The sequence below is a fragment of the Streptomyces sp. PTL18 genome (assembly GCF_059510295.1).
This window is the reverse complement of the sequence record NZ_JCAJZO010000170.1, coordinates 1-283: the sequence shown is the minus strand read 5'-3', so window position 1 is coordinate 283 and position 283 is coordinate 1. Positions and strand designations below refer to the sequence as shown.

The 283-nt window shown below is 64.7% G+C and carries 1 protein-coding gene; it reads right to left on the bottom strand.

Annotated elements, in window-relative coordinates; all coding sequences use genetic code 11:
• The coding region (locus AC5WS8_RS39500) for a GTP-binding protein (protein ID WP_496108292.1) at positions 1-283 on the bottom strand (283 nt) is incomplete at both ends.

Genomic DNA, 283 nt, shown 5'->3' with positions numbered 1-283 from the left:
GCGCCGTCCATCTGCGCCGCACCGGTGATCATGTTCTTGATGTAGTCCGCGTGACCCGGGCAGTCGACGTGGGCGTAGTGACGCGACTCGGTCTGGTACTCGACGTGCGCGATGGAGATGGTGATACCGCGCTGGCGCTCCTCAGGAGCCTTGTCGATGTTGTCGAACGGGGTGGCCTCGTTCAGCTCCGGGTACGCGTCGTGCAGCACCTTGGTAATGGCGGCCGTGAGGGTCGTCTTACCGTGGTCCAGGTGGCCGAGGGTGCCGATGTTGACGTGCGGCT